Genomic DNA, 20,583 nt, shown 5'->3' with positions numbered 1-20,583 from the left:
GCGCTATCGCTTATCCACCCTACGGATCGTGTGAAGCTTACTGATATTCGCTCATCGGCACGCAGGAGCAGAACAGGTTACGGTCGCCGTAAACGTCGTCGAGGCGCTTCACGGTCGGCCAGTATTTGTTGCCGTGGCCCGCCGGGAATACCGCCAGCTCGCGGGTATACGGGTGTGCCCACTCGGCGACGATTTCGTCCTGGGTGTGCGGGGCGTTGACCAGCGGGTTATCTTCCAGCGGCCACTCGCCGCGCGCCACGCGGTCGATTTCGGTGCGGATGGTCAGCATCGCGTCGATAAAGCGATCCAGCTCCAGCTTACTTTCGGATTCGGTCGGCTCAACCATCAGCGTGCCCGCCACCGGGAACGACATGGTCGGCGCGTGGAAGCCGAAATCGATCAGGCGCTTGGCGATGTCCAGCTCGCTGATGCCGGTTTCTTCCTTCAGCGGACGAATGTCGAGAATGCATTCGTGCGCCACGCGGCCGTCGCGCCCGGTATAGAGCACCGGGAAAGCAGATTTCAGGCGGGTGGCAATGTAGTTTGCGTTAAGAATCGCAACCTGGCTGGCTTTTTTCAGGCCTTCCGCGCCCATCATGCGGATGTACATCCAGCTGATCGGCAGAATCGAGGCGCTGCCAAACGGTGCGGCGGAAACCGCGCCCTGCTGGGTCAGCATCTCTTCAATCTGTACCACGCTGTGGCCCGGCACGAACGGTGCCAGGTGCGCCTTCACGCCGATTGGCCCCATGCCCGGGCCGCCGCCGCCATGCGGGATGCAGAAGGTTTTGTGCAGGTTGAGGTGCGAAACGTCGGCACCGATATAGCCCGGCGAGGTGATGCCAACCTGGGCGTTCATGTTCGCGCCGTCCAGATAAACCTGGCCGCCGTACTGGTGAACAATCTGGCAGACTTCGCGAATCGTTTCTTCGTATACGCCGTGGGTGGACGGGTAGGTCACCATGATGCAGGAAAGCGCGTCGCCCGCCTGTTCGGCCTTAGCGCGCAGATCCTGAAGATCGATGTTGCCCTGCTTGTCGCACGCCACGACGATCACTTCCATACCCGCCATCTGCGCGGAGGCTGGGTTAGTGCCGTGCGCGGAGCTTGGGATCAGGCAGATATTACGGGCGGCTTCGTTGCGGCTTTCATGGTAGCGACGGATCGCCAGCAGGCCGGCGTATTCACCCTGCGCGCCGGAGTTTGGCTGCATACACAGCGCGTCGTAGCCGGTCAGCTTCACCAGCCAGTCGGAAAGCTGGGCGATCATCTGATGGTAGCCTTCCGCCTGGTTGGCCGGGCAGAACGGGTGCAGTTCGGCGAACTCGGGCCAGGTGATCGGGATCATTTCCGCCGCGGCGTTCAGCTTCATGGTGCAGGAGCCGAGCGGGATCATCGCCTGGTTGAGCGCCAGATCTTTACGCTCGAGCGAGTGCATATAGCGCATCATCTCGGTTTCGCTGTGGTAGCGGTTGAACACCGGATGAGTGAGGATTTCGTCGTCGCGCAGCATAGCCGCCGGAATAGACAGGCTGTCGCCCGCAACGTCCTGGTCCAGGCTGTCGATGTCCAGCCCGTGGCCGTCGCCCAGCAGCACGTCGAACAGCGCCTGCACGTCTTCACGGGTGGTGGCTTCATCCAGTGTAATGCCAACCGCGTTCAGAATGTCGCTGCGCAGGTTGATTTCGTGCGCTTCGGCGCGCGCCAGCACGGCGGCCTTATCGGCAACTTCTACGCACAGCGTGTCGAACCAGTGCTTGTGGCGCAGCGCCAGGCCTTTTTTCTGCAGGCCAGCGGCAAGAATGTCGGTCAGGCGGTGGATGCGGCCAGCAATGCGTTTCAGGCCAGCCGGGCCGTGGAAGACCGCATACAGGCTGGCAATGTTCGCCAGCAGCACCTGTGAAGTACAGATGTTGGAGTTCGCCTTCTCGCGGCGGATATGCTGCTCGCGGGTCTGCATCGCCATGCGCAGCGCGGTGCGGCCTGCGGCATCGCGGGAAACGCCGATAATACGGCCGGGCATGGAGCGTTTAAATTCATCGCGGGCGGCGAAGAAGGCCGCGTGCGGGCCACCGTAGCCCATCGGCACGCCGAAGCGCTGGGCGGAACCAAACACAATGTCGGCGCCCTGCTTGCCCGGCGCGGTCAGCAGCACCAGCGACATAAAGTCGGCGGCAACGCTCACCACGATTTTGCGCTGTTTGAGTTCCTGAATCAGCGCGCTGTAGTCGTGGACTTCGCCGGTGGTGCCGACCTGTTGCAGGAGCACGCCGAACACGTCCTGATGGTCCAGCACCTTGTCCGCGTCATCAACAATCACGTCGAAGCCGAAGGTTTCCGCACGGGTGCGCACCACGTCCAGCGTCTGCGGGTGAATGTCCGCCGCCACGAAGAAGCGGTTGGCGTTTTTCAGTTTGCTGACGCGTTTCGCCATCGCCATTGCTTCGGCGGCGGCGGTGGCTTCGTCCAGCAGGGATGCGGAGGCGATGTCCAGACCGGTCAGGTCAAGCGTCACCTGCTGGAAGTTCAGCAGCGCTTCAAGACGGCCCTGGGATACTTCCGGCTGGTAAGGCGTGTACGCGGTGTACCAGCCTGGGTTTTCGAGCATGTTTCGCAGGATCACCGGCGGCGTTTGTACCGCGGTGTAGCCCATCCCAATGTAGGTTTTGAAGCGTTTGTTGCGACCGGCAATGGCCTTCAGCTCGGCAAGAGCGGCGAATTCAGTGGCCGCCTCGCCCACCTGCGGCGGCTGCGCGAGCTGGATGTCTGCCGGTACAATCGTGGAAATCAGTTCGTTTAACGAACGCGCGCCGACGGTTTCCAGCATTTCGTGCTGCTGCCCGGCGGACGGGCCGATGTGGCGGTCAATAAACGCTTCGTGGTTTTCAAGGCTACGTAAGGACTGGGTCATGAGCGGGGATCCTGAAACATGCGGAACTTTAGCGGTGGATGGCGCTTCGCTTATCCACCCGACAAAACATGGCCTGGGCGAGCAGGCATTGGCCCCTCGCCCGTTGGGTCATTACTCGTTTTCTAACAGGGCTTCGTACGCGGCCGCGTCCAGCAGGCTGTCCAGTTCGGATTCGTCGCTGGCTTTGATTTTGAAGATCCAGCCGCCGGCGTACGGCTCGCTGTTGACCAGCTCCGGGTTGCCTTCCAGCTCGTTATTAACGGCGATGATTTCACCGCTGATTGGCGCATAGATGTCGGAGGCGGCCTTTACGGATTCCGCTACGGCGCAGTCGTCGCCGGTGCTTACCGTGGAGCCGACTTCCGGCAGGTCGACAAAGACCATGTCGCCCAGCAGCTCCTGCGCGTGCTCGGTGATGCCCACGGTGTAGGAGCCGTCGGCTTCTTTACGCAGCCATTCGTGTTCTTTGCTGTATTTCAGTTCATTTGGCACATTGCTCATTATTATTACCCTCAATCAAAATTTACTGGGCGACGGGTTTGCCGGCGCGAACAAAAATAGGTTTAGTCACTTTTACCGGCATTTCACGGTTGCGGATCTGCACGATGGCGGTGTCGCCAATGCCAGCCGGAACGCGCGCCAGAGCAATGCTGTAGCCAAGCGTTGGCGAGAAAGTGCCGCTGGTGATCTTACCTTCACAGGCGTTGCCGGATTCGTCGGTAAAACGAACGGGCAGCTCATTACGTAATACGCCTTTCTCGGTCATGATCAAGCCAACCAGTTTTTCGGTGCCTTTTGCACGCTGCGCTTCGAGGGCTTCACGACCGATGAAGTCGCGGTCCGCTGGCTCCCAGGCAATCGTCCAGCCCATGTTGGCCGCCAGCGGTGAAACGCCTTCGTCCATTTCCTGGCCGTAAAGGTTCATGCCCGCTTCCAGACGCAGCGTGTCGCGCGCGCCCAGGCCACAAGGCTTAACGCCCACCTCAACGAGATGCGCCCAGAACTCTGCGGCCTTCTCGTTTGGCATGGCAATCTCAAAACCCGCTTCGCCGGTGTAGCCGGTGGTCGCGATGAATAAATCACCCGCCTGCACGCCGAAGAACGGCTTCATGCCCGCAACGGCGTCACGCTGTTCGTCGGTGAATAGCTTCGCCGCTTTGGCCTGGGCTGTTGGCCCTTGCACGGCAATCAGCGAAAGGTCGTCGCGTACCGTGACCTCAACCGCGAACGGCTCGGCGTGCTGGTTGATCCACTCAAGGTCTTTTTCGCGAGTCGCGGAGTTAACCACCAGGCGGAAATAGTCTTCGCTGAGGAAATAGATAATCAGGTCGTCGATGACGCCGCCGGAGGCGTTGAGCATGCCGGTATAGAGAGCCTTGCCAGGCTGGGTCAGTTTGGCAACGTCGTTGGCGACCAGGTAGCGCAGGAATTCGCGGGTGCGGCTGCCGTGTAAATCGACAATCGTCATGTGGGAAACATCGAACATGCCCGCGTCGGTGCGTACCGCGTGATGTTCGTCAATCTGCGAGCCGTAATGCAGCGGCATCATCCAGCCGTGGAAGTCCACCATGCGCGCGCCGCAGAGATTGTGCTGTTCAAACAAAGGGGTCTGTTGAGCCATCTTGTCCTCTTTAACCTTCAGGTTACAGCGCGGTTTTACACGCCGTTTTCCGTCAGACGAAACCCGGCATCGCCACCGTTTCTGATAGCGACGCAAACGTTACCTTTGGTTTGAACTTACCACTGAAATGCCGCGTAAACCATAAGGGGAAACCGGTCATTCCATTAGCTTATGACCAAAACAGACCAAGGGGCACGCAGAGTATTCGACTGCAAAAATGCGAAGCGGTACGCATAATTCGGAAGTGTTAAGCGCAGAATTTAGAGTTAGCTAACATTTACGACCATTTCAGAAACAAATTCACTACATCAATAAAAACATGACATTAATAAAAGTAATCCGAAATTTGGCGTGAGATTAGAATATTTCAAATGAGGAGCGGGGTTCCCTTCCCGAGTATCGGAAAGGGAAATGTGACGGGGTTATCATTTCAATACTCTGAATAATTCATGTTGCAGGTAGGTGGTAAGCGAGTGCAGCCAACACCCCTGCAACTTGAAGTATGACGAGTATTTAGCGTAGCCAGGACGGCAGATCTTGTAGCCCCATCGCCTGGCGAACCAGCTGCGGTTTTACACCCGGCAGCGTGTCCGCGAGCTTCAGGCCCACGTCGCGCAACAGTTTTTTAGCCGGATTGCTGCCAGCGAACAGATCGCGGAAGCCCTGCATGCTTGCCAGCATGACCGCCGCGCTGTGCTTGCGGCTGCGTTCATAGCGGCGCAGATACAGGTACTGGCCAATATCTTTGCCCTGACGATGCAGGCGACGGACTTCATCGATAAGTTCGGCGGCATCCATAAAGCCAAGGTTGACGCCCTGCCCGGCCAGCGGGTGAATGGTATGCGCCGCGTCGCCCACCAGCGCCATGCGATGGGCCGCAAAGCTGCGCGCGTAGCGCCCGGTCAGCGGAAAGACCTGTCGTTCGCTTGCCACGCTGCACAGGCCCAGACGCATATCAAAGGCCACCGAAAGCGCCTGGTTAAACGCATCGTCCGTGGCGTTGCGCATGCGTTCCGCTTCCTGCGGCGGCAGCGACCAGACAATCGAACACAGGTGCGGGTCGGCAAGCGGCAGGAAGGCCAGAATACCCTCGCCGTGGAAAGCCTGACGGGCAATCGCGTCGTGCGCCTGTTCGGTGCGGATAGTGGCGACCAGCGCGTGGTGACGATAGTCCCAGAAGGTGAGCGGAATATCGGCCTGCTTGCGCAGCCACGAGTTTGCGCCATCGGCCCCGACGACCAGCCGCGCGGTCAGCATCGCACCGTCTTTCAGGGTGATAAACGCTTCGTTTTCGCCCCACGCCACCTGCTGTAATTCAGCCGGAGCCATAAGCGTAATGTCCGGGCACTGTTCCGCCCGCTGCCACAGCGCATGGTGAATCACCGAATTTTCGATAATGTGCCCGAGGTGGCTGAAGCCGTAGGTTTTGTCGTCAAACGCGATGCGCCCGAAGCTGTCTTTTTCCCATACTTCCATGCCGTGATAGGCGCTGGCACGCCGGGCAACGATGTTCTGCCAGACGCCAAGGTGAGCCAGCAGCTTTTCACTGGCAGCGTTTATGGCCGAAACGCGCAGTGCCGGGGGCGCATCCTGAGCCTGCGGCTGGGGGAGATGGCTCTCCAGCACCGCTACGCGCAGACCGCTACCCTGCAGGCCACAGGCAACCGCCAGACCGACCATGCCACCACCAACAATCGCCACATCAACGCTTTGCAAATTGACTCTCCTTTAGCGCGCAACCCAACCGAGGGTGCGCTGTGCCAGCACGTCGCGTGCCGGAGTAAAATGTTCCATCGCCATCAGGCCAAGATTGCGCCCAACGACCAGCGGTGCCCAGCGGTTAGCAAAGAGCTGCACCAGACCGTCCGTGACGCCGATGGTCGCGGCTTTGTCCGCCGCCCGACGCTGTTGATATTCTGCCAGTACCGGATAGCTGCCCGGATCCTGTTCGGCCCGGTGCGCCGCCGCCAGCGATTCCGCAAGCGACATAACGTCGCGCAGCCCGAGGTTAAAGCCCTGGCCGGCAATCGGGTGCAGGGTCTGCGCCGCATTGCCGACCAGCGCCACGCGGTGCGAAATGAACTGCGAGGCGGTTGTCAGCGCTAACGGATAAATATTGCGCTTGCCCGCGTGGGTGATACGCCCAAGACGCCAGCCGAAGGCACGCTGCAGCTCGTTGCTGAACCGCTCGTCGCTCCAGCCTTCCACCTCTGCTTGCGCATCCTGCGGATGGCACCAGACCAGCGAGCAGCGCCCGTCGGACATCGGCAGCATCGCCAGCGGGCCGTGCTGGGTGAAGCGTTCGAACGCCCGACCGTTGTGCGGCAGCGCCGTGGTGACGTTGGCGATAACGGCTATTTGCTGATAATCCTCTTTTTGCCAGACGATCCCGCACTGCGCGGCCAGGCGCGAACGAGAGCCGTCTGCCGCGACCAGCAGCCTGCCGTCCAGAATCGTGCCGCTGTCAAGAGTGACGCTTACGCCCTCGGCCGAACGGGTAAACGAGGCTACGCGCTCGGGGCAATGCAGCGTCACGCCGGGCGCTTTACGCAGGAGGGCAAACAGGCGCTGCCCGACATCATGCAGCTCTACGACCTGCCCTAACGCGCCGATTTGATAGTCTTCCGCCTCGAGCGTCACGAATCCGGCATGGCCGCGATCGCTGACGTGAACGGAAGTAATCGCCGTCGCGCAGGATGATATCGCAGGCCAGACGCCGATATGGGTGAGCTGCTGGCAGGTGCCCTGCGCCAGTGCGATGGCGCGGGCGTCAAAGCCCGGATGCTGGGTGGAATCTGGCGCGGTCGCCTCGACCAGATGCACCGGCAGCTTGCCGCCGGTCATGTGTGAGATAGCCAGCGCAAGCGTTGCGCCGGTCATGCCGCCGCCGACGATGATCACGCTCATAGCTGACGCGCCGCCGCCATCAGGGCTTCGATTTCATCGGCGGATTTCACTACGCCTGCCGTCAGATTTTCGTTGCCGTCGGCGGTGATGAGGATGTCGTCTTCAATACGGATACCGATGCCGCGGTACTGCGCGGGCACGTCGGCATCCGGCGCGATATACAGGCCCGGCTCGACGGTGATAACCATGCCCGGCTCAAGCACGCGGGAACGGTCCTGCCCATAGGCACCGACGTCGTGAACGTCCAGCCCCAGCCAGTGGCTCAGGCCGTGCATAAAGAACGGACGGTGCGCGTTGTCGGCAATCAGCGGATCCACTTCGCCCTTCAGGATGCCAAGCTTCACAAGCTCGGTAACCATAATACGCACCACCTCGCCGGTGACTTCCTGCATCGAGGTGCCGGGGCGGTAAAGCTTGAGCGCGGTTTCTAAGGATTCAAGAACGATGTCATAAATAGCCCGCTGCGGCGCGGTAAACCTGCCGTTCACCGGGAAGGTGCGCGTTATATCGCCCGCGTAGCCTTTGTATTCGCACCCGGCGTCAATGAGCACCAGGTCGCCGTCGCGCATTGCGCTTTCGTTTTCCGTGTAATGCAGGATGCAGCCGTTTTCACCGCTGCCAACGATAGTGTTATAGGAAGGAAAGCGCGCGCCGTGGCGGCTAAACTCGTGCAGGATTTCGCCTTCAAGCTGGTATTCGAACATACCGGGGCGGCATTTTTCCATGGCGCGGGTATGGGCCAGCGCGGTGATTTCCCCGGCGCGGCGCATGACGGCGATTTCTTCTTCAGACTTGAACAGGCGCTGCTCGTGAACCCACGGACGCCAGTCGGTCAGCGTTGCAGGCGCGGATAAATTCTGACGCGAGCCGCGGCGCAGCTTATCTAATGCAGCAAAGACGATGCTGTCTGCATAATTATATTCGCCCTGGGCGTGGTAGACGACGTCCAGGCCGTTCAGCAGCTGGTGCAGCTGTTGTCCGATTTCGGAGAAGGCCAGGGCGCGGTCGACGCCCAGCTTTTCGGGTGCCGCTTCCTGACCAAGACGGCGGCCAAACCAGATCTCTGCGGTTTTGTCGCGCAGGCGGTTAAACAGCACGCTGTGGTTGTGGGTTTCGTCGCTTTTAATCAGCACCAGCACCGCTTCCGGCTCGTTGAAGCCGGTGAAGTACCAGAAATCGCTGTTCTGGCGGTACGGGTATTCGCTGTCCGCGCTGCGGGTAGCCTCGGGAGCCGCAAAAATTAGCGCGGCGCTGGCCGGGGCCATTTTCGCCAGTAGCGCCTGGCGGCGACGAAGAAATTCCTGCTGTGTCATCACACCTCCTGAAGCTTATTTTTCTTAGTGGAGCGTTGGCTTGCGCACTTCTGGCGCGGTTGGCTGCGGACGAGTAAAGGTGTCGTGGCACAGCAGTGCTGCAACGCGCACGTACTCGATAATCTCCTCCAGCGACATTTCCAGCTCTTCCTGATCTTCGTCTTCGTCATAGCCTAGCTGGGCAATGTTGCGCAGATCGTCGATGGCTTCGCCCGTTTCGCCGGTCACCTTATCAAGCTTAGGCTGGGTTACGCCGAGGCCAAGCAGGAAGTGGTTCACCCAGCCTGCCAGCGCGTCCGCACGGTCAAACACCGTGGTGTCGTCGCCGTCCGGCAGATAGAGCTGGAACAGGAAGCCGTCGTCTTCCAGCGCATCGCCCGTTGCGCCATGCATTTCGCGCAGGGAATCGGCGAGGTTCTGGCTGAAGGCCAGGCCTTCGTTTGTCAGGTCATGCAGCAGCGGCTGCCAGCTGGTGTCTTTGTTGCCACCGCATAGCATGCCGCTGATTAAGCCGTGCATTTCCGCAGGGGTCAGCCCCACGCCCTGTTGGTTCAAAAGTTGGCTTACGGCGTCGTAGCCTGGCATAGCGTTCTGTATAGACATGCATTCGTCATCGTTGGCAGGGATAGTTCATGTTATGCTACCACCAGGGACTCCGAGGCACCAGAAAAGGGCTTGTATCTTCATAACGGGGTAGCTATAGTGACGCCCCTTTCGTGGCCTGGAACAGGTTGCGACAGGCAGGCGAGTTAACAGCAGGAAGGTGGCATGTCTGCACAACCAGTCGATATCCAAATTTTCGGTCGTTCATTGCGCGTGAATTGTCCGCCTGAACAACAGGATGCGTTGAATCAGGCCGCGGTTGAGCTAGATCAGCGGTTGCAAGATTTAAAAGTTCGCACTAGAGTCACAAATACTGAGCAGTTAGTTTTCATCGCAGCGCTGAACATTTGCTACGAGTTAGCTCAGGAAAAATCGAAAACCCGTGATTACGCTGCCAACATGGAGCAGCGCATCAAAATGTTACAGCAGACCATTGAACAGGCGTTACTTGAGCAAGGTCGCATAACAGATAGACAGGGTCCAAATTTTGAATAACGCTTCGCAGTTGTCTATGGTAGAGTAACTGTGAAGTCCAAATTTCTCTGAGATGTTTGCAAGCGGGCCAGTCCCCTGAGCCGATATTTCATACCACAAGAATGTGGTGCTCCACCGTCGGTGAGCATGCTCGGTTCGTCCGAGAAGCCTTAAGACAGTGACGCTACATTCACCTTGAACCAAGGGTTCAAGGGTTACAGCCTGCGGCGGCATCTCGGAGATTCCCTCTTTCTACCTGGTCATCACGTATGACAGCCATTTCCCAAGCACTACCTTCTTCGGTTTCTACACTTCGCACTGAAATTCGTCAGACCATCCGGCAGCGTCGCCGAGCTCTTACCGATACACAACAACAAACCTTTGCCGAACAGGCCGCTTCACGCATGCTGGCGTATCCGCCGGTGGTGAAAGCCTCCACGGTTGCGGTATTTTTGTCGTTTGACGGCGAGCTGGATACGCGCCCGCTGATCCACGCTTTGTGGCAGGCCGGGAAGTCCGTTTACCTGCCGGTGCTTCACCCGTTTACCAGGGGCAGCCTGCTGTTTCTGCGCTACGACCGCGACAGCCATCTGGTGATGAATCGTCTGAAAATCTTTGAACCGAAGCTCGACGTGCGCAACGTTCTGCCGCTGGACGGGCTGGACGTACTGATTACGCCGCTGGTCGCCTTTGATGAACAGGGGCAGCGTCTGGGAATGGGCGGTGGGTTCTACGACAGGACATTACAGAACTGGCGACAGCATGGCCTGTGGCCGGTAGGCCTGGCCCACGATTGCCAGCGGGTGCCGACGTTACCAGCCGAAGAGTGGGATATTCCGCTGCCCGCGGTGGTGACGCCGTCAAAGATTTGGGAGTGGTAAAAACGGTGGATGGCGCGTTCGCTTATCCACCTTACACGTAAGTTGTTGTTGGTCGGGTAAGCTTAGCGCCCCCTGACATTCAGCCTGGTAGTAGGTCGGATAAGCGCAGCGCCATCCGACATTTCAAAATAGCTTAGTAAAGCAGACGCGCGCGGATAGTCCCCGGAATCGCCTTCATTGATTTCAGCGCCGCTTCGGCAACGTCTTCCTCAGCATCGATATCAATTACTACGTAGCCCATATGCGGCGTCGTTTGCAGGAACTGCGCGGCGATGTTGATCCCCTGCTCGGCAAAAATCTGGTTCAGCGCGGTCAGGATGCCCGGGCGGTTTTCGTGGATGTGCAGCAGACGGCTGGTGGTGCCGCCGTGCAGCGGCAGGGAAACTTCCGGGAAGTTTACCGCAGACAGCGTTGAGCCGTTGTCGGAGTACTTCGCCAGCTTGCCCGCCACTTCCAGGCCGATGTTTTCCTGCGCTTCCTGGGTAGAACCGCCGATGTGCGGCGTCAGGATCACGTTATCAAATTCGCACAGCGGGGAGGTGAACGGATCGCTGTTGGTCGCAGGCTCGGTTGGGAATACGTCGATTGCCGCCCCTGCCAGATGCTTACGTGCCAGCGCATCGCACAGCGCCGGGATATCAACCACCGTGCCGCGCGCGTCGTTGATCAGCAGCGAGCCGGGCTTCATCAGCGCCAGCTCGTTCGCGCCAATCATGTTTTTGGTAGAAGCGTTTTCCGGCACGTGCAGGCTGACCACGTCGCTCATATTGAGCAGGTCGGACAGGTGCTGAACCTGCGTCGCGTTGCCCAGCGGCAGCTTGTTTTCGATATCGTAGAAGTAAACGTGCATGCCCAGCGCTTCCGCAAGGATCCCTAGCTGAGTGCCAATGTGGCCGTAGCCGATAATACCGAGTTTTTTACCGCGCGCTTCATACGAGCCGACGGCCAGCTTGTTCCACACGCCGCGGTGCGCCTTGGCGTTCGCTTCCGGAATGCCGCGCAGCAGCAGAAGCAGCTGGCCGATAACCAGCTCCGCAACGGAACGGGTGTTGGAGAAAGGTGCGTTGAACACCGGCACGCCGCGTTTTGCCGCAGCGTCAAGGTCAACCTGGTTGGTGCCGATACAGAAGCAGCCGACGGCGACCAGTTTCTCCGCCGAAGCGAGGATATCTGCCGTCAGGTTGGTACGGGAACGCAAGCCGATGAAATGGGCATCACGAATGGCTTCTTTCAGCGCGTCGCTGTCCAGCGCGCCTTTGTGATACTCGATGTTGGTATAGCCTGCCGCGCGAAGGTTCTCGACCGCTTTCTGGTGTACGCCTTCCACCAGCAGGAATTTAATTTTGTCTTTCTCCAGTGATACTTTTGCCATTTCCCGACCCTGTTTATCTGTTCTGTGTATAAGTTACCCTTCTGTCAAAATATCAAAATTTACGCCTGGGGCAATATAAACGATTGCGCGCAAGCGGGGGCGGAAGGCGCGAAAAAACGGGGAGTCAGAACAAAATGCTGGCTGGGATTGAGAAGCAGGAATGAATCACAGGTGCTTTACAGGAATGTGACATATGTCACCAAAATTACCGTTAAAATAATTTGTCATTTTTTATACGGCTTTTTGGGGCGCACAAGACGCCCCGGTCAGATCATTTAACGATGGTTTTCACGCCGTCAGCGGTGCCGATCAGCGCGACGTCCGCGCCACGGTTGGCAAACAGGCCGACGGTTACCACGCCCGGCAGGCCGTTGATCGCATTTTCCAGCGCGATCGGGTCGATGATGCTCAGGCCATAAACGTCCAGGATAATGTTGCCGTTATCGGTCACGACGCCCTGACGGTATTCCGGACGGCCACCCAGCTTCACCAGTTCGCGAGCCACGCAGCTGCGCGCCATCGGAATCACTTCAACCGGCAGCGGGAAGTTACCGAGGATATCAACCTGCTTGGACGCATCCGCGATGCAGATAAACTTGTCCGCCACCGAGGCAATGATCTTTTCGCGAGTCAGCGCCGCGCCGCCGCCTTTGATCATCTGCATCTGCCAGTTGATCTCGTCCGCGCCGTCAACGTAGATGCCGAGGGAATCCACTTCATTGAGATCGAACACGGTGATGCCGAGGCTTTTCAGTTTGGCGGTGGAAGCGTCGGAGCTGGATACCGCGCCATCAATCTGGTGTTTGATGGTGCCCAGAGCATCAATAAAGTGTGCGGCGGTAGAGCCGGTGCCCACGCCAACAATGGTGCCCGGCTGCACGTACTGGAGTGCTGCCCATCCGACTGCTTTTTTCAGTTCATCCTGCGTCATGGTTAATTGCCTGTGCTGTGAAAACTGACGCGCATTATAGAGCAAGCCCACGGGGAAAGTCCCCGAGAATGGCCGAACTCATCCGATCTTTGTGGATTTGGTCTGGATTGGTCACAAATTTATGTCATAGTGCTGGCATAACGAAAACAGGAGTTAGCAACAACAATGAAACGCCCGGACTACAGAACGCTACAGGCGCTGGATGCAGTGATACGTGAACGAGGATTTGAGCGCGCGGCGCAGAAGCTGTGCATCACTCAGTCAGCGGTTTCACAGCGCATCAAGCAGCTGGAAAATATGTTCGGCCAGCCATTGTTGGTGCGCACCGTGCCACCGCGTCCTACCGAGCAGGGGCAGAAGCTGCTCGCCCTGCTGCGCCAGGTTGAGCTGCTTGAAGAGGAGTGGCTGGGCGACGAGCAAACCGGCTCCACCCCGCTGCTGCTGTCGCTGGCCGTCAACGCCGACAGTCTGGCAACCTGGCTGCTGCCCGCGCTGGCTCCCGTGCTGGCCGACTCCCCTATCCGCCTGAATTTGCAGGTCGAAGACGAAACCCGCACCCAGGAACGCCTACGTCGTGGCGAAGTGGTTGGCGCGGTTTCGATTCAACCGCAGCCGCTGCCGAGCTGCCTGGTCGATCGCCTGGGCGCGCTGGACTATCTGTTCGTCGGCTCGAAGGATTTTGCCGCACGCTACTTCCCGAACGGCGTGACGCGCTCGGCGCTGCTTAAAGCCCCAGCGGTCGCCTTTGACCATCTGGACGATATGCACCAGGCCTTCTTACAGCAGAATTTCGACCTGTCGCCGGGCAGCGTGCCGTGCCACATCGTTAACTCGTCGGAAGCCTTCGTACAGCTGGCGCGTCAGGGCACCACCTGCTGCATGATCCCGCACCTGCAAATTGAAAGAGAGCTGAACAGCGGCGAGCTTATTGACCTGACGCCGGGGCTGATGCAGCGCCGTATGCTGTACTGGCACCGGTTCGCGCCAGAAAGCCGCATGATGCGCAACGTCACGGACGCGCTGTTGGAGTATGGACACCGGGTCCTGCGCCAGGACGCCGAATAGCAAAAAGCCCGCTCATCGTAGCGGGCTTTTTTGTCGGATGGCGCTAACGCTTATCCGACCTACGGGTGACGCATTTGTCGGGCGGCTTTGTCGTACGACGCTAATGCTTATCCGACCTACGGATAACGCATTTGTAGGGTGGATAAGCGTAAGCGCCATCCACCAATTGCTAACTACTGCTGCGCCGGCTGGCTCTGATTGCGTTCCAGCTCGAACACCACGTCTACCTGATCGTCAAACTGGATGGTCTGCTGATCGTAGGTATCGTCGGCGGAAACCGGCGCTGCGGCATCGGCTTTCATCATCCGCACCATCGGCGCTGGCTGGTAGTTTGAAACGTGGTAGCGCACGCTGTAAACCGGCCCCAGCTTGCTGTTGAAGCCTTCGGCTAACAGCTTCGCCTGACGGCTTGCGTCGTCGATGGCAGCTTTACGCGCCTTGTCTTTGTACTCTTCCGGATGCGCAACGCCCAGCGACACGGAACGAATTTCGTTCAGGCCAGACTTCAGCGCGCCGTCGAGCAGCTCGTTCATTTTGTCGAGCTTGCGCAGCGTCACTTCAACCTGACGCACGGCGCGGTAGCCTTTCAGCTGGGTTTTGCCGTCTTTCAGGTACTCATATTCCGGCTGGGTACGCAGGTTGGCAGCGTTGATGTCTTTCTTCTCAACGCCGCTTTGCTGCAGGAAGGTCAGGTACTGTGCAACGCGGTCGTCAGCCTGTTTCTTAGCCGAGGCCGCGTCTTTAGCAGAGACGTTAACTTCGATGGCGAGCGTTGCGATATCAGGAACGGCGTCAACGCTTGCGGTACCGGACGTGACAACATGCGGACCATTAGGCAGTTCGTCTGCCAGCGCCGGAACCGAGCCAAATCCTACTAAAGCGGCTAATGCCAGGGTTTTAAACTTCACTGTAATTTCTCCATGCTATGTTCCACTGTCATCACGTTACGAAAACGCGGTCGTTTGGCAGCAAGCATAGCCTGGTTCAGCACGTTGTCTATCGGATTTAGGCTAATTAGCGCACCAGCGCCGCGATGTGCTGCACCCCGTCCCACGCCAGCTGCGAGGCGATAAACCACATCACCAGGCCGACCAGACCGTTGATAATGCGCTGTGCTTTCGCGGTACGTAAACGCGGGGCCAGCCAGGCGGCCAGGATCGCCAGCCCGTAGAACCACAGGATTGACGCGCTCACCGTGCCCAGCGCGAACCAGCGCTTCGGATCGTCGGCCAGCTGTCCGCCCAGGCTCCCCAGCACCACAAAGGTATCGAGGTAAACGTGCGGATTAAGCCAGGTGACGGCGAGCATGGTCGCGATGATTCTCCAGCGCCCCTGCTTCATCACCTCCGCCGACGCCAGCTCCACGCTGCTGCTCATCGCGGTGCGCAGCGCGCCCCAGCCGTACCACAGCAGAAACGCCACGCCGCCCCAGGTGACGATAGCCAGCAGCCACGGCGACTGCATCAGAATGGCGCTGCCGCCGAAAATTCCGCCGCAGATCAGCACCACGTCGCTCAGCGCGCACAGCGTGGCAATCATCAAATGGTACTGGCGGCGAATGCCCTGGTTCATCACAAACGCGTTTTGCGGGCCCAGCGGAAGGATCATGGCCGCACCCAGTGCAAGCCCTTGAAAATAGTAAGATAACACGATGATTCGCTCTTCTTTGTTAAGCAATTGAAGAGGAGTGTAAGACGGAAAAATTATTAGAGGAAATGGATAATTTTAATGGTTAATAAGTACGACTAATAAGAACAGGGCCAGCCGAAGCTGGCCTGCGGGGATTATTCCTGAGTCGCTTCTTTGACGCGTTTGAAATTCACGTCCATCTGCGGATAAGGAATGCTGATGCCGGCCGCATCGAACTCTTTCTTAACGCGTTCGAGCACGTCCCAGTAGACGTTTTGCAGGTCGCCGCTGTTGCTCCAGACGCGCACCACAAAGTTCACCGAAGACGCACCCAGCTCGTTCAAGCGCACCGTCATTTCACGATCTTTCAGGATGCGCTCATCGCTATTGATGATGTTGGTCAGGATCTCTTTAACCTGGTCGATGTCCGCGTCGTAGGCCACGCCGATGATAAATTCGTTACGGCGAACCGGCTCGCGGGAGAAGTTGATAATGTTGCCAGCGATGATTTTACCGTTTGGCACCACGACGATTTTGCCGTCTGCGGTACGCAGCGTGGTGGAGAAAATCTGCACGCTAAGCACGGTGCCTGCGATACCTCCAAGGTCAACATACTCACCCGCGCGGAACGGACGGAAGGTCACCAGCAGCACGCCTGCCGCAAGGTTGGACAGCGACCCCTGCAGCGCCAAACCGATAGCCAAACCGGCGGCACCCAGCACGGCGATAACCGATGCGGTCTGCACGCCCACGCGGCCCAGGGCAGCAATCAGCGTGAAGGCAATAATCCCATAACGCACCAGCGCGGACAGGAAGTCTGCGACCGTGGCGTCAATGTGACGCGCGCGCATCACGCGGTTAAGCGCGCCGGAAACCATTCGCGCGACGATCATCCCGACGATGATGATGGCGATGGCCGCCACAATATTAACCGCATAGCTCAGCAGCAACGCCTGGTTGCGCACCAGCCAGCCCCCGGCATTATTGATACTGTCTACTACGTTGAGATCTTCCATTCAACTTTCCTTATGCTTACCCAAAACGTGCCCGAACGGGCAAAAATGAACCATCCCAAAGAGAAGGGCCTGTTATTAAAGGGTAAACAAAAAAGCCCGCCTCCGCCAGGAAGCGGCGGTTTAAGCGCGCGGCAATAAAAAAGGCCGCTGGTTTCAGCGGCCAAGGGTGGTGATGGAATCGTTTAAATGGCGTGGGTAAAGGTGCGGGAAATCACGTCCTGCTGCTGCTCGCGGGTCAGCGCGTTAAACCGCACCGCGTAGCCGGAAACGCGAATGGTTAACGTCGGGTAATTCTCCGGGTGTTCGATGGCGTCGAGCAGCATTTCGCGGTTCATGACGTTGACGTTCAGGTGCTGCCCGCCTTCGGTCTGCACGTCGTGATGGAAATAGCCGTCAAGCAGGCCGACCAGGTTGAGCTGGCGAACCCCGTCGTTTTTGCCAAGCGCGGCGGGAACGATGGAGAAGGTGTAGGAGATCCCGTCTTTCGCATAGCTGAACGGCAGCTTGGCGACCGACGTCAGCGACGCTACCGCACCTTTGGTGTCCCGCCCGTGCATCGGGTTTGCGCCCGGCGCAAACGGCATTCCCGCACGTCGGCCGTCCGGCGTGTTGCCGGTTTTCTTCCCATACACCACGTTTGAGGTAATGGTAAGGATCGACTGGGTCGGCACCGCGTTGCGGTAGGTTGGCAGCGCCTGGATCTTCTTCATAAAGCGCTCAACCAGATCGCAGGCGATGGCGTCAACGCGGTCGTCGTTGTTGCCGTACTGCGGGTAATCGCCTTCGATAACAAAATCAACCGCGAGTCCGGTATGGTCCCGCACCGGTTTGACGCTGGCGTACTTGATGGCTGAAAGGGAATCCACCGCGACCGACAGCCCGGCGATGCCGCACGCCATCGTGCGATAGACATCGCGGTCATGCAGGGCCATCAGCGACGCTTCGTAGCTGTACTTGTCGTGCATGTAGTGGATAAGGTTCAGCGCCGTGATGTACTGCACAGCCAGCCAGTCCATAAAGTGGTCGAGGCTTTGCATCACCTCGTCGTAATCCAGCGTCTCGCCGAGCAGCATTGGCATTTTTGGCCCGACCTGAATCTTGAGCTTTTCGTCCATGCCGCCGTTGATGCAGTACAGCAGCGTTTTTGCCAGGTTTGCGCGCGCGCCGAAGAACTGCATTTGCTTGCCGATGACCATTGGGCTGACGCAGCAGGCGATGGCGTAGTCGTCGCTGTCGAAGTCGCAGCGCATCAGATCGTCGTTTTCATACTGCAACGACGAGGTTTCAATGGAGACTTTCGCCGCGTACACCTTGAAGGGCTTCGGCAGCTTTTCAGACCACAGGATGGTCAGGTTTGGCTCAGGCGCAGGCCCCATGGTGTAAAGCGTGTTGAGGTAGCGGAAGGCGTTTTTCGTCACCAGCGTGCGGCCGTCCAGCCCCATCCCGCCAATCACCTCCGTGGCCCAAATCGGGTCGCCGGAGAACAGCGAATCAAACTCCGGCGTGCGCAGGAAGCGCACCATGCGGATCTTCATAATGAAGTGGTCGATAAGCTCCTGCGCCTGCAACTCCGTTAAGCGCCCGGCTTTTATATCGCGTTCGATATAAATGTCGAGGAAGGTGGTGGTTCTGCCGAGGGACATTGCCCCGCCGTTCTGCGATTTGACGGCGGCCAGATAGGCGAAATAGAGCCACTGAATCGCCTCCTGCGCGTCGCGCGCCGGGCGAGAAATATCGAAGCCGTAATTCGCCGCCATTTTCTGGATTTGCAGCAGCGCGGTGCGGTGTTCCGCCAGCTCTTCCCGCAGGCGGATAACCGACTCAAGATCTTCGCCCTTCTCAAGCTTGCCCTGCAGGTCGGCAAACTGAAGCTCTCTTTCGCGCACCAAATAGCTGATGCCGTACAGCGCCACGCGGCGGTAGTCGCCGATGATACGCCCGCGCCCGTAGCCGTCCGGCAGGCCGGTCAGCACGCCCGATTTGCGGCAGCGCAGAATGTCCGGCGAGTAAACGTCGAACACGCCCTGGTTGTGGGTTTTGCGCAGCGCGGTGAACTGATATTCAAAGTCCGGATCCATCTCACGGCCGTAGGCCTCAAACGAGCTTTTGATCATGTTGATGCCGCCGTACGGATGCAGCGCGCGCTTGAGCGGTTTATCGGTTTGCAGGCCGACGATTTTTTCCTGCTCTTTAATGATGTAGCCCGGCCCGTGGGCGGTAATGGTCGTTGCCACGTTGGTGTCGAAGTCCACCGGCGCGTGGGTGGCGTTTTCAATACGGATGCCGTCCATCACCTTTTCCCACAGCGCGGTGGTGGCAGACGTCGCGTTCGCTAAAAACGTTTCGTCCCCTTCATAAGGCGTATAGTTTTGCTGGATAAAATCACGAACGTTTATTTGCCGCTTCCACTCGTCGCCCGCGAAATTCAGCCAGGCATCGGAATAATTTGCTTCGGCAATATCGATATCCACATTCATTACTTCATTCCTTTGTACAATATTAATCATACCCTTTAGGTTTCGAGTTGCAGTCAGGCGGCAAGGGAGCAAATCCCCAGAAGCTTACTAAAGTAAGTGACTGGGGTTTGTGCGTGCGGCCAGCAACCCTGCAACTTGAAAGATGACGGGTATATCAGGCGTATTCTGCAAGGCGGCTTTTTTTACCGACATGCAGGGCGTCAAGAGCGATCATCTTTTCTTCATTTGTCGGAATTACGGCGATGGCAACTGCCGAGTTTGCGCTGGAAATTATTCGCTCCCCGACGTGGTTCGCATGGTTATTTTTATCCCCATCCAAATACATCCCGAAGATGCGTAAACGTTGCGTCACCAGTTCGCGAATTAACGTTGAGTTTTCACCAATTCCGCCGGTAAATATCAGACCGTCAAATTGTTTTAAAGACGTGGCGTGGCCGCCAATCGTTTTCGCGATGCGATGCACAAAAGTATTTATCGCAAGCCGCGCGCGCGCGTCGCCGTTATGCCAGGCCTTTTCCAGAGTTCTTAAATCCGAAGACAAGCCCGATATACCCAACAGGCCGGACGCTTTATTCGCCACCTGTTCAAGGTCATCCAGCGACTGGCCGGTCTGCCGGGCAAGCCAGGCCATGGCACCGAAGTCCACGTCGCCGCAGCGCGTGCCCATAATCAGGCCTTCGAGCGGCGTCATGCCCATCGAGGTGTCAACGCTTGCGCCGTTTTGCACCGCGCAAATTGACGCTCCGTTACCTAAGTGAGCAATCACCAACCCCGAATCTTCTGGGTTCAGCGCCAGTAGTTCACAGGCGCGCTGCGCGACGTAGCGGTGCGACGTGCCGTGAAAACCGTAGCGCCGCACGCCGTATTCCTCGAAGTAACGGTACGGCAGGCCGTACAGATAGGCTTCTGGCCGTAGCGTTTGGTGGAAGCTAGTATCAAATACCGCCACCTGCGGCACGCCCGGGAAACGCAGCCTTGCAGACTCTACGCCGCTCAGGTTGGCATAGTTATGTAACGGTGCCAGCGGCGAAACCTGGCGAATTTTTTCAATGACGTCGTCGGTGATGAATACCGATTCTTTAAATAATGCGCCGCCGTGCGCGATACGGTGCCCAATAAACGCGACGCTGTTATTTAAACTGCGTTTACCAAGCTCGAGAGAAATGGCATCCAGCGCGTTTTCGTAATCCTGGCGAGCCAGTTTGACCGGCTCTCCATTATTCACGGTAATAAAAGCGTCGTCCGTATTAAGCCCTTCACAAATGCCGGATAAAAGCACGTCGCAGGTCGTCGCGTCCAAAACGCAAAACTTAACGGAAGACGAACCACAGTTAATCGTTAGTACTACTGGATATTCATTCATGTCACTCATCCTGAGACAGC

Annotated in this window: 17 protein-coding genes and 1 other RNA gene; 4 read left to right on the top strand and 14 right to left on the bottom strand. The window is 58.2% G+C overall.

Annotated elements, in window-relative coordinates; translation table 11 throughout:
* Positions 1 to 37 precede the first annotated feature (37 nt).
* The 7 genes from gcvP to ACSPHG_RS03890 all read right to left on the bottom strand — a co-directional run bounded on the left by gcvP (position 38) and on the right by ACSPHG_RS03890 (position 9,355).
* Positions 38 to 2,911: an aminomethyl-transferring glycine dehydrogenase gene (gene gcvP / locus ACSPHG_RS03920; RefSeq protein ID WP_435952226.1), complete on the bottom strand. Its 2,874-nt coding sequence runs from the start codon at positions 2,909 to 2,911 to the stop codon at positions 38 to 40.
* 111 nt (positions 2,912 to 3,022) lie between these two features.
* A complete protein-coding gene (gcvH, locus tag ACSPHG_RS03915; protein ID WP_435952225.1) occupies positions 3,023 to 3,412 on the bottom strand; it encodes a glycine cleavage system protein GcvH in 390 nt (129 codons plus the stop codon).
* Positions 3,413 to 3,434: 22 nt separating this feature from the next.
* Complete coding sequence (gcvT, locus tag ACSPHG_RS03910; RefSeq protein WP_435952224.1) at positions 3,435 to 4,532, bottom strand: glycine cleavage system aminomethyltransferase GcvT; 1,098 nt, start codon at positions 4,530 to 4,532, stop codon at positions 3,435 to 3,437.
* A 513-nt stretch (positions 4,533 to 5,045) separates the two neighbouring features.
* Positions 5,046 to 6,248 (bottom strand): FAD-dependent 2-octaprenylphenol hydroxylase, encoded by a 1,203-nt coding sequence (gene ubiI, locus ACSPHG_RS03905; RefSeq protein WP_435952223.1) that lies wholly within the window; start codon positions 6,246 to 6,248, stop codon positions 5,046 to 5,048.
* 12 nt (positions 6,249 to 6,260) lie between these two features.
* Positions 6,261 to 7,439, bottom strand: a complete 1,179-nt coding sequence (gene ubiH / locus ACSPHG_RS03900) for a 2-octaprenyl-6-methoxyphenyl hydroxylase (protein WP_435952222.1) — start codon at positions 7,437 to 7,439, stop codon at positions 6,261 to 6,263.
* Positions 7,436 to 8,752 carry a Xaa-Pro aminopeptidase gene (gene pepP / locus ACSPHG_RS03895; protein ID WP_435952221.1) on the bottom strand — a complete coding sequence of 439 codons (1,317 nt, stop codon included), beginning with the start codon at positions 8,750 to 8,752 and terminating at the stop codon, positions 7,436 to 7,438. Before pepP ends, ubiH begins: the two co-directional genes overlap by 4 nt.
* A 24-nt stretch (positions 8,753 to 8,776) precedes the next feature.
* Positions 8,777 to 9,355, bottom strand: a complete 579-nt coding sequence (locus ACSPHG_RS03890; RefSeq protein WP_435952220.1) for a YecA/YgfB family protein — start codon at positions 9,353 to 9,355, stop codon at positions 8,777 to 8,779.
* 165 nt (positions 9,356 to 9,520) lie between these two features.
* Here ACSPHG_RS03890 and zapA point away from each other — a divergent pair, with 165 nt between their 5' ends.
* The 3 genes from zapA (at position 9,521) to ACSPHG_RS03875 (ending at position 10,710) form a co-directional block, all read left to right on the top strand.
* Positions 9,521 to 9,850 (top strand): cell division protein ZapA, encoded by a 330-nt coding sequence (gene zapA, locus ACSPHG_RS03885; RefSeq protein WP_121263887.1) that lies wholly within the window; start codon positions 9,521 to 9,523, stop codon positions 9,848 to 9,850.
* 41 nt (positions 9,851 to 9,891) lie between these two features.
* Positions 9,892 to 10,075: non-coding RNA, 6S RNA (gene ssrS, locus ACSPHG_RS03880), on the top strand.
* A 23-nt stretch (positions 10,076 to 10,098) separates the two neighbouring features.
* Positions 10,099 to 10,710 carry a 5-formyltetrahydrofolate cyclo-ligase gene (locus ACSPHG_RS03875; protein WP_435952219.1) on the top strand — a complete coding sequence of 204 codons (612 nt, stop codon included), beginning with the start codon at positions 10,099 to 10,101 and terminating at the stop codon, positions 10,708 to 10,710.
* Positions 10,711 to 10,843: 133 nt separating this feature from the next.
* Here the strand turns inward: ACSPHG_RS03875 and serA are convergent, their stop codons facing one another.
* Positions 10,844 to 12,082, bottom strand: coding sequence for a phosphoglycerate dehydrogenase (gene serA, locus ACSPHG_RS03870; RefSeq protein WP_435952218.1), 1,239 nt, complete (start codon positions 12,080 to 12,082; stop codon positions 10,844 to 10,846).
* A gap of 271 nt (positions 12,083 to 12,353) precedes the next feature.
* Positions 12,354 to 13,013, bottom strand: coding sequence for a ribose-5-phosphate isomerase RpiA (gene rpiA / locus ACSPHG_RS03865; protein ID WP_435952217.1), 660 nt, complete (start codon positions 13,011 to 13,013; stop codon positions 12,354 to 12,356).
* Between the two features lie 165 nt (positions 13,014 to 13,178).
* Between rpiA and argP the strand changes: the two genes are divergently transcribed.
* Complete coding sequence (argP, locus tag ACSPHG_RS03860; protein WP_271123477.1) at positions 13,179 to 14,078, top strand: DNA-binding transcriptional regulator ArgP; 900 nt, start codon at positions 13,179 to 13,181, stop codon at positions 14,076 to 14,078.
* A 173-nt stretch (positions 14,079 to 14,251) separates the two neighbouring features.
* Here argP and ACSPHG_RS03855 read toward each other — a convergent pair whose 3' ends face one another.
* From ACSPHG_RS03855 to tdcD, 5 genes are all read right to left on the bottom strand, one after another.
* The gene (locus tag ACSPHG_RS03855) at positions 14,252 to 14,986 is read right to left on the bottom strand and encodes an oxidative stress defense protein (protein ID WP_435952216.1); all 735 of its coding nucleotides are present in this window, start codon (positions 14,984 to 14,986) and stop codon (positions 14,252 to 14,254) included.
* A gap of 106 nt (positions 14,987 to 15,092) precedes the next feature.
* Positions 15,093 to 15,728 (bottom strand): arginine exporter ArgO, encoded by a 636-nt coding sequence (gene argO / locus ACSPHG_RS03850; RefSeq protein WP_435952215.1) that lies wholly within the window; start codon positions 15,726 to 15,728, stop codon positions 15,093 to 15,095.
* A gap of 134 nt (positions 15,729 to 15,862) precedes the next feature.
* Positions 15,863 to 16,723, bottom strand: a complete 861-nt coding sequence (locus ACSPHG_RS03845; protein WP_435952214.1) for a small-conductance mechanosensitive channel MscS — start codon at positions 16,721 to 16,723, stop codon at positions 15,863 to 15,865.
* Between the two features lie 182 nt (positions 16,724 to 16,905).
* Positions 16,906 to 19,200 carry a formate C-acetyltransferase gene (pflB, locus tag ACSPHG_RS03840; RefSeq protein ID WP_435952213.1) on the bottom strand — a complete coding sequence of 765 codons (2,295 nt, stop codon included), beginning with the start codon at positions 19,198 to 19,200 and terminating at the stop codon, positions 16,906 to 16,908.
* A 154-nt stretch (positions 19,201 to 19,354) separates the two neighbouring features.
* Positions 19,355 to 20,563, bottom strand: coding sequence for a propionate kinase (tdcD, locus tag ACSPHG_RS03835; RefSeq protein WP_435952212.1), 1,209 nt, complete (start codon positions 20,561 to 20,563; stop codon positions 19,355 to 19,357).
* Between the last annotated feature and the right edge of the window lie 20 nt (positions 20,564 to 20,583).

The organism is Dryocola baronae (genome assembly GCF_051297175.1).
Classification (GTDB): Bacteria; Pseudomonadota; Gammaproteobacteria; order Enterobacterales; family Enterobacteriaceae; genus Dryocola.
Note: the sequence above shows the minus strand (reverse complement) of the source record. Positions and strands in the feature narration are given on the sequence as shown.

Bases quoted from the DNA above. Each gene is read 5' to 3' on its own strand.
- gcvP (WP_435952226.1), bottom strand. From the start codon at position 2,911: ATGACCCAGTCCTTACGTAGCCTTGAAAACCACGAAGCGTTTATTGAC.
- gcvH (WP_435952225.1), bottom strand. From the start codon at position 3,412: ATGAGCAATGTGCCAAATGAACTGAAATACAGCAAAGAACACGAATGG.
- gcvT (WP_435952224.1), bottom strand. From the start codon at position 4,532: ATGGCTCAACAGACCCCTTTGTTTGAACAGCACAATCTCTGCGGCGCG.
- ubiH (WP_435952222.1), bottom strand. From the start codon at position 7,439: ATGAGCGTGATCATCGTCGGCGGCGGCATGACCGGCGCAACGCTTGCG.
- pepP (WP_435952221.1), bottom strand. From the start codon at position 8,752: ATGACACAGCAGGAATTTCTTCGTCGCCGCCAGGCGCTACTGGCGAAA.
- ACSPHG_RS03890 (WP_435952220.1), bottom strand. From the start codon at position 9,355: ATGTCTATACAGAACGCTATGCCAGGCTACGACGCCGTAAGCCAACTT.
- zapA (WP_121263887.1), top strand. From the start codon at position 9,521: ATGTCTGCACAACCAGTCGATATCCAAATTTTCGGTCGTTCATTGCGC.
- ACSPHG_RS03875 (WP_435952219.1), top strand. From the start codon at position 10,099: ATGACAGCCATTTCCCAAGCACTACCTTCTTCGGTTTCTACACTTCGC.
- serA (WP_435952218.1), bottom strand. From the start codon at position 12,082: ATGGCAAAAGTATCACTGGAGAAAGACAAAATTAAATTCCTGCTGGTG.
- rpiA (WP_435952217.1), bottom strand. From the start codon at position 13,013: ATGACGCAGGATGAACTGAAAAAAGCAGTCGGATGGGCAGCACTCCAG.
- argP (WP_271123477.1), top strand. From the start codon at position 13,179: ATGAAACGCCCGGACTACAGAACGCTACAGGCGCTGGATGCAGTGATA.
- ACSPHG_RS03845 (WP_435952214.1), bottom strand. From the start codon at position 16,723: ATGGAAGATCTCAACGTAGTAGACAGTATCAATAATGCCGGGGGCTGG.
- pflB (WP_435952213.1), bottom strand. From the start codon at position 19,200: ATGAATGTGGATATCGATATTGCCGAAGCAAATTATTCCGATGCCTGG.
- tdcD (WP_435952212.1), bottom strand. From the start codon at position 20,563: ATGAATGAATATCCAGTAGTACTAACGATTAACTGTGGTTCGTCTTCC.